The following is a 4,812-nucleotide window of genomic DNA, read 5'->3' on the forward strand; positions in this document are numbered from 1 at the left end:
GTTACGGCTTGACCGGCGATGCCTACCACATCACCGCGCCGGCCGAAGATGGCGACGGCGCCTTCCGCTGCATGGTTGCGGCGCTGAACCGGGCCAAGCTGACGCCCGCAGACGTCGACTACATCAATGCGCACGGCACCTCGACCATGGCCGACACGATCGAGCTCGGCGCCGTCGAGCGGCTGGTCGGCAACGCCGCGTCGAAAATATCGATGTCGTCGACCAAGTCGTCGATAGGCCATCTTCTGGGTGCGGCGGGCGCCGCCGAGGCGATCTTTTCGATCCTCGCCATTCGCGACAACATCGCGCCGGCCACCATCAATCTCGACAACCCGGAGCGAGAGACGGCGATCGACCTGGTGCCGCACAAGCCGCGCTCCCGCCAGATCGACGTGGCGCTGTCCAATTCCTTCGGCTTCGGCGGCACCAACGCCTCGCTGATCTTCCAGCGCTACAATGGCTGACCGGTCAGCCGGCCGGCACGGCGTATGCGTGCCGTCAATTTTGCCATATTCGCCCCTACTCTGCCCAAGGGGAGTCGTTGCAAGACCAAACGGTAGGGCGCCATGAACACGAATGCGGCGGACAACGGGGAATTCGGGCAACGGTCCACACCGTCGAGTCCGATCGTGCCGAAGACGGCCAGCGAGGCATTGCGGCCCGAAGCCGGCACGCCGCCGCCCAAGCGCTCCCGCGCCTCGCGCAGCCAGTTCGTTGTGTTCATGAACTTCGTCATCTCCTTGGTGATGCTGTTGATTCTGGCGGCCGGTTTTGCGTTGTATTTCGGCAAGCAGGAATTCAACGAGCCCGGCCCGTCTGCCAATGCCGACACCTTTCTGGTCAAGCCGAACACCGGCGTCCAGGAAATTGCAGAGCAGCTCGAGCGGCGCGGACTGATCAGCGACGCGCGCATCTTCCGCCTTGGCGTGCGTGCCTTTGGCAATGATTCTGCCCTGAAGGCCGGCGAATACGAGATCAAGCCGCAGGCCTCCATGCGCGACATCATGGAGTTGCTGAAGAGCGGCAAGTCGGTGATGTATTCGCTGACCGTCCCCGAGGGACTGACGGTCGAGCAGGCGCTGCAGCGCATCGCCGAGCAGGCAGCGCTCGACGGCGATATGCCGGCGACCATTCCACCCGAGGGCAGCCTTGCTACCGACACGCTGCGTTTCACCCGCGGCGCGACACGCCAGCAGATGGTCGACAAGCTTTTGGCGGATCAGAAGAAGCTGGTCGAGGATGTCTGGCAGCGGCGCGCGCCCGATCTGCCTCTGGCCAATGTCGACGACTTCGTCATCCTGGCTTCGATCGTCGAGAAGGAGACGGGCAAGGGCGACGAACGCTCACGGGTCGCCGCTGTCTTTCTCAACCGGCTGGCCAAGGGCATGCGGCTGCAGTCCGATCCGACCATTATCTACGGCCTGTTCGGCGGCAAGGGCAAACCCGCGGACCGCCCGATCTACCAGTCGGACATCAAGAAGCCGACGCCCTACAACACTTATCTGATCAATGGCCTGCCGCCGACGCCGATCGCCAATCCTGGCCGCGCGGCGCTGGAAGCGGTAGCCAACCCGTCGAAGACCGACGACCTCTATTTCGTCGCCGACGGCACCGGCGGTCACGTCTTTGCCGCGACGCTGGCCGAGCACAATGAGAACGTCGCCCGCTACCGGGCGCTGCAGAAGAAGCTGGCCGATGACGCTGCCAAGGCCGGAACTGCCAAGGCCGACGCCGCCAAGGTGGAAGGTCAGACCGATGCGCCGGTGGACGGCGGCGATGATGGCGACGCGGGACCGGCGCAGTAGCGCCGGACGGTTCTGGGGTCGTCCCTCCGATTCGTTTGACGGCAGGGACGTGCTGATTTTGTGATCATGAGCGCCTTGCGTCCGATTCGGCGCGAAGGCGCTCCGGTATTTTGAAGCCGCGCATATCTGGCCGGAACCGCCTCCGGGATCATGCGCCAGGGGGAAGCAAGGGCATCATGAATTTGCAGAGCATGACCGGTTTTGCACGGGCCGTCGCCGAACATGACGGCACGTCGATCGCCTGGGAGGTCAAGTCGGTCAACGGCAAGAGCGTCGAGGTCAGGCTGCGGCTGCCGCAGGGCCTCGAGCGGCTCGAGCCGGCCGCCAGGCAGACGGTGCAAAAGCGCTTTGCGCGCGGCAATTTCCAGGCAACGCTGACAGTCAGCCGTGCCGCCGGCCAGCAGGCGCAGCAAGTGGTCAACGAGGCCTTCCTGAGGGATCTGGCGGGGCTGGCGAAGCGGCTGCAGGAGCAGTTCGGCGTAGCGCCTGCGACAGCCGACGGGCTGCTTTCGCTACGCGGCGTGCTCGACATCCCCGAAACCACCGAAACCGAAGAGGCGCGGGCGGCGCTCGACAGCGCGATTCTCTCGGCGCTCGAAGTGGCGCTGGGCGGGCTGGAGCAGGCACGCCAGGGCGAGGGCGCCGCCCTACGCTCGCTGCTGTCCGGCCATATCGACGCTATCGAGGCGCTGACGGTGCGCGCCGAGGCCGATCCGTCGCGCGAGCCGACGGTGATTCGGGAACGGATTGCCGAGCAGGTTCGGCTGCTGATGGATGCCTCCGCCAATCTCGACGCCAGCCGGTTGCATATGGAGGCGGCGTTCCTAGCCACCAAGGCCGACATCCGCGAGGAGATCGACCGGCTGAAGACGCATGTGGCGTCCGGTCGGGTGCTGCTGGCAGGCGGCGGCGCCATCGGCCGCAAGCTCGATTTTCTGGCGCAGGAATTCAACCGCGAATCGAATACGCTGTGTTCGAAGTCGAACGCCGCTGCGGTCACTGCCATAGGGCTGGAGCTGAAGGCGGTCGTCGACCAGTTTCGCGAACAGGTCCAGAATCTGGAGTAACCCTGATGGTCGCCAAGGAGCCTATGGTTGCCAGGGATTTGGGTTCCCGCATTCGCCGCCGGGGTCTTATGCTCGTGCTGTCGTCGCCGTCCGGTGCCGGCAAGTCGACGATCGCGCGCAATCTTCTGGAAAGCGATTTCAGTCTCGAACTGTCGGTCTCCGTCACCACGCGGCCGCGCCGCGGCAGCGAGATCGAAGGCGTCCACTATCATTTCCGGACCATGCGCGAGTTCGAGCGGCTGCGCGATTCAGACGAACTGCTCGAATGGGCCGAAGTGCATGGCAATTGCTATGCGACGCCGCGTGAACCGGCCGAACTGGCGCTGGCACAGGGCCGCGACATGCTGTTCGACATCGACTGGCAGGGCGCCCAGCAGCTCAAGGAGAAGATGCGCGCCGACATCGTCTCGATCTTCATCCTGCCGCCCTCGATGAAAGAATTGAAGGCGCGGCTGAAGCGCCGCGCCGAGGACCAGGAATCGGTGATCGAGACGCGTCTGAAAAACGCCCGCAACGAGATCGAGCACTGGAAGGAATATGATTTCGTCATCATCAACGACGATCTCGACCGCGCCTTCGCCGAAGTGCGCGGCATCGTCATCGCCGAACGGCTCAGACGCGACCGCCGGCCCGGTCTATTCGATTTCGTCTCGGGGCTGCTCGACGAGAAGACGGATTAGGGGCGCGCCCGCGCAGTTACACTGCGTTGGCCAGTCGTACGAACTCCTCGACGTCAAGCGTTTCGGCGCGCCGGGTCGGATCGATGCCGGCGCGAGTGAGCAGGGCTTCGCCGCCGAGGCTCTTGACGCTCTGCCGCAGCATTTTGCGGCGCTGGCCGAAGGCCGCTTCGGTGACGCGGCCGAGCTTCTTGACCTCGGTGGGCAGGGGACTTGCCCGCGGCACCAGATGCACCACCGACGACACCACCTTGGGCGGCGGCGTGAACGCTTGCGGCGGCACGTCGAAAGCGATTTTTGCCTCCGTCCGCCAGCCTGCCAGCACGCCCAGCCGGCCATAGGCGTCGCTGCCGGGGCGGGCGACGATGCGCTCAGCCACCTCGCGCTGGAACATCAGCGTCATCGATGCGTAGAAGGGCGGCCACTCGGCGACGGTCAGCCAGCGTATCAAGAGTTCGGTGCCGATATTGTAGGGCAGGTTGGCGACGATCCTCACAGATCCGTTGCCCCCATGTGGCCCTTTGGCAAGCGCCGCAAAATCCGTCTTCAGCGCATCGCCGGCAATGACCTCGAGCCCGCCCGGATAGTGGTCCGACACCTCCGCAAGCGCTGCCAGGCAACGCTCGTCGCGCTCGATGGCGATGACCCGAGCAGCGCCGTGGGACAGCAGCGCCCGGGTCAGCCCACCGGGACCCGGACCGACCTCGATCACCGTGGCGCCCGTCAGGTCGCCGGCGGCGCGCGCGATCTTGCCGGTCAGATTGAGGTCGAGCAGAAAATTCTGACCGAGCGCCTTTTTCGCCTGCAACCCATGGCGTTCGATCACCGCGCGCAACGGCGGCAGCCCGTCGATGCTCATGCGGCCGCTCTCATGCAAAGCCTCATGCGGCGGCAGCCTTCGTCCCGATGTCGGCAAGCCTGCGGGCGAGCCTGAGCGCCGCGATCAGACTGTCGGCACGGGCTATGCCCTTGCCGGCGATATCGAAGGCGGTGCCGTGATCCGGTGAGGTGCGGATGAAGGGTAGGCCGAGCGTAACGTTGACCGCCTCGTCGAACGCCAGCGCCTTGGCCGGGATCAGCGCCTGGTCATGATACATGCACAGCGCCACATCGTAGCCGGCTCGGGCGCGGGCATGGAACAGCGTGTCGGCCGGCAGCGGCCCGAAAGCGTCGATGCCCTCCGCCCTCAGCCTGTCGATCGCCGGGCGGATGATGCGCTCGTCCTCGGCGCCCATCGCGCCGCCTTCGCCGGCATGCGGATTG

The 4,812-nt window shown here is 65.5% G+C and carries 5 protein-coding genes and 1 pseudogene; 4 read left to right on the forward strand and 2 right to left on the reverse strand.

Annotation, left to right across the window (positions count from 1 at the left end):
• From EOA85_RS27805 to gmk, 4 genes and pseudogenes are all read left to right on the forward strand, one after another.
• Window positions 1-464 (forward strand): annotated as a pseudogene (locus tag EOA85_RS27805) (beta-ketoacyl-ACP synthase II); the annotation flags it as partial.
• A 102-nt stretch (window positions 465-566) separates the two neighbouring features.
• Entirely contained in the window at window positions 567-1,805 is a 1,239-nt protein-coding gene (gene mltG / locus EOA85_RS27810) for an endolytic transglycosylase MltG (RefSeq protein ID WP_127211906.1), read from the forward strand.
• A 176-nt stretch (window positions 1,806-1,981) separates the two neighbouring features.
• Window positions 1,982-2,872: a YicC/YloC family endoribonuclease gene (locus EOA85_RS27815; RefSeq protein ID WP_127211907.1), complete on the forward strand. Its 891-nt coding sequence runs from the start codon at window positions 1,982-1,984 to the stop codon at window positions 2,870-2,872.
• Window positions 2,873-2,877: 5 nt separating this feature from the next.
• Window positions 2,878-3,552, forward strand: coding sequence for a guanylate kinase (gene gmk / locus EOA85_RS27820; protein ID WP_164759927.1), 675 nt, complete (start codon window positions 2,878-2,880; stop codon window positions 3,550-3,552).
• A gap of 16 nt (window positions 3,553-3,568) precedes the next feature.
• Here the strand turns inward: gmk and rsmA are convergent, their stop codons facing one another.
• Both rsmA and EOA85_RS27830 read right to left on the reverse strand, forming a co-directional pair.
• Complete coding sequence (gene rsmA / locus EOA85_RS27825) at window positions 3,569-4,408, reverse strand: 16S rRNA (adenine(1518)-N(6)/adenine(1519)-N(6))-dimethyltransferase RsmA (RefSeq protein WP_065008929.1); 840 nt, start codon at window positions 4,406-4,408, stop codon at window positions 3,569-3,571.
• A gap of 22 nt (window positions 4,409-4,430) precedes the next feature.
• The coding region (locus EOA85_RS27830; protein ID WP_206523388.1) for a 4-hydroxythreonine-4-phosphate dehydrogenase PdxA at window positions 4,431-4,812 on the reverse strand (382 nt) is incomplete at its 5' end.

Source organism: Mesorhizobium sp. M5C.F.Ca.IN.020.29.1.1 (genome assembly GCF_003997375.1).
GTDB classification, from domain to species: Bacteria; Pseudomonadota; Alphaproteobacteria; order Rhizobiales; family Rhizobiaceae; genus Mesorhizobium; species Mesorhizobium wenxiniae.